Genomic DNA, 935 nt, shown 5'->3' with positions numbered 1-935 from the left:
ACGATGCAGACGGCACTGGCGAGCTACACGCTTGCCGACAATGTCGAGAACCTGACCTACACCGGGGTGGTGGCCTTTGCCGGGACGGGCAATACCCTCGACAACACGATCACCGGCGGGGCTGCCGTGGACACGCTGTCGGGTGGCGGTGGCCACGACACGCTGGACGGCAAGGTCGGCGCCGATATCCTGATCGGCGGCACCGGCGACGATACCTACATCGTCGACAATGCCGCCGACGTCGTCACCGAGAACGCCGACGAGGGCATCGATACGGTCAGGACCGCACTGGCTGCCTATACGATTGCTGGCAACCTTGAGAACCTGACATATACCGGCGCAGCAGCATTTGCCGGAACAGGCAACAGCCTCGCCAATACCATCAGGGGTGCCCTCGGTGCCGATACGCTGGATGGAAAGGCAGGAGCAGACATACTGATCGGCGGTGCCGGAAACGACACCTACATCGTTGATGATGCCGCCGATGTCGTCACGGAGGTGGTCAATGAAGGCACCGATCTGGTCAAGACGGCGCTTTTTGCCTATGCGCTGACCAACGTCGCCAACGTGGAGAATGTGACCTTTACGGGTACCGGCGATTTTTCCGGAACAGGAAATTCCTGGGCGAACGTCATTACCGGCGGAACCGGCAATGATACCCTGGATGGTGGCGCGGGAGCCGATATCTTGGTCGGCGGACTCGGCAACGATATCTACATCGTCGACATGGCGACCGATGTGGTTACGGAGGCAGCCGGTGCCGGCACGGACGGGATCCTGACGTCGCTCGCTACCTACTCGATCGCAGCATTGGCGAATATCGAGAACCTCACCTACACCGGCACCGGCAATTTCTCGGGCACCGGCAATGGTGCCGCCAACACGATCGCCGGTGGGGCGGGCAATGACACGCTGAACGGCGGAGCCGGCGCCGA

The 935-nt window shown here is 61.7% G+C and carries 1 protein-coding gene; it reads left to right on the top strand.

The window, feature by feature from the left end; genetic code table 11:
• On the top strand, window positions 1-935 hold a 935-nt coding region (locus C5L10_RS33340; RefSeq protein WP_172717328.1), incomplete at both ends, for a calcium-binding protein.

Origin of the sequence: Neorhizobium sp. T6_25, from assembly GCF_002968555.1 — a bacterium.
In the GTDB taxonomy this organism is placed as follows: Bacteria; Pseudomonadota; Alphaproteobacteria; order Rhizobiales; family Rhizobiaceae; genus Neorhizobium.
Note: the sequence above shows the minus strand (reverse complement) of the source record. Positions and strands in the feature narration are given on the sequence as shown.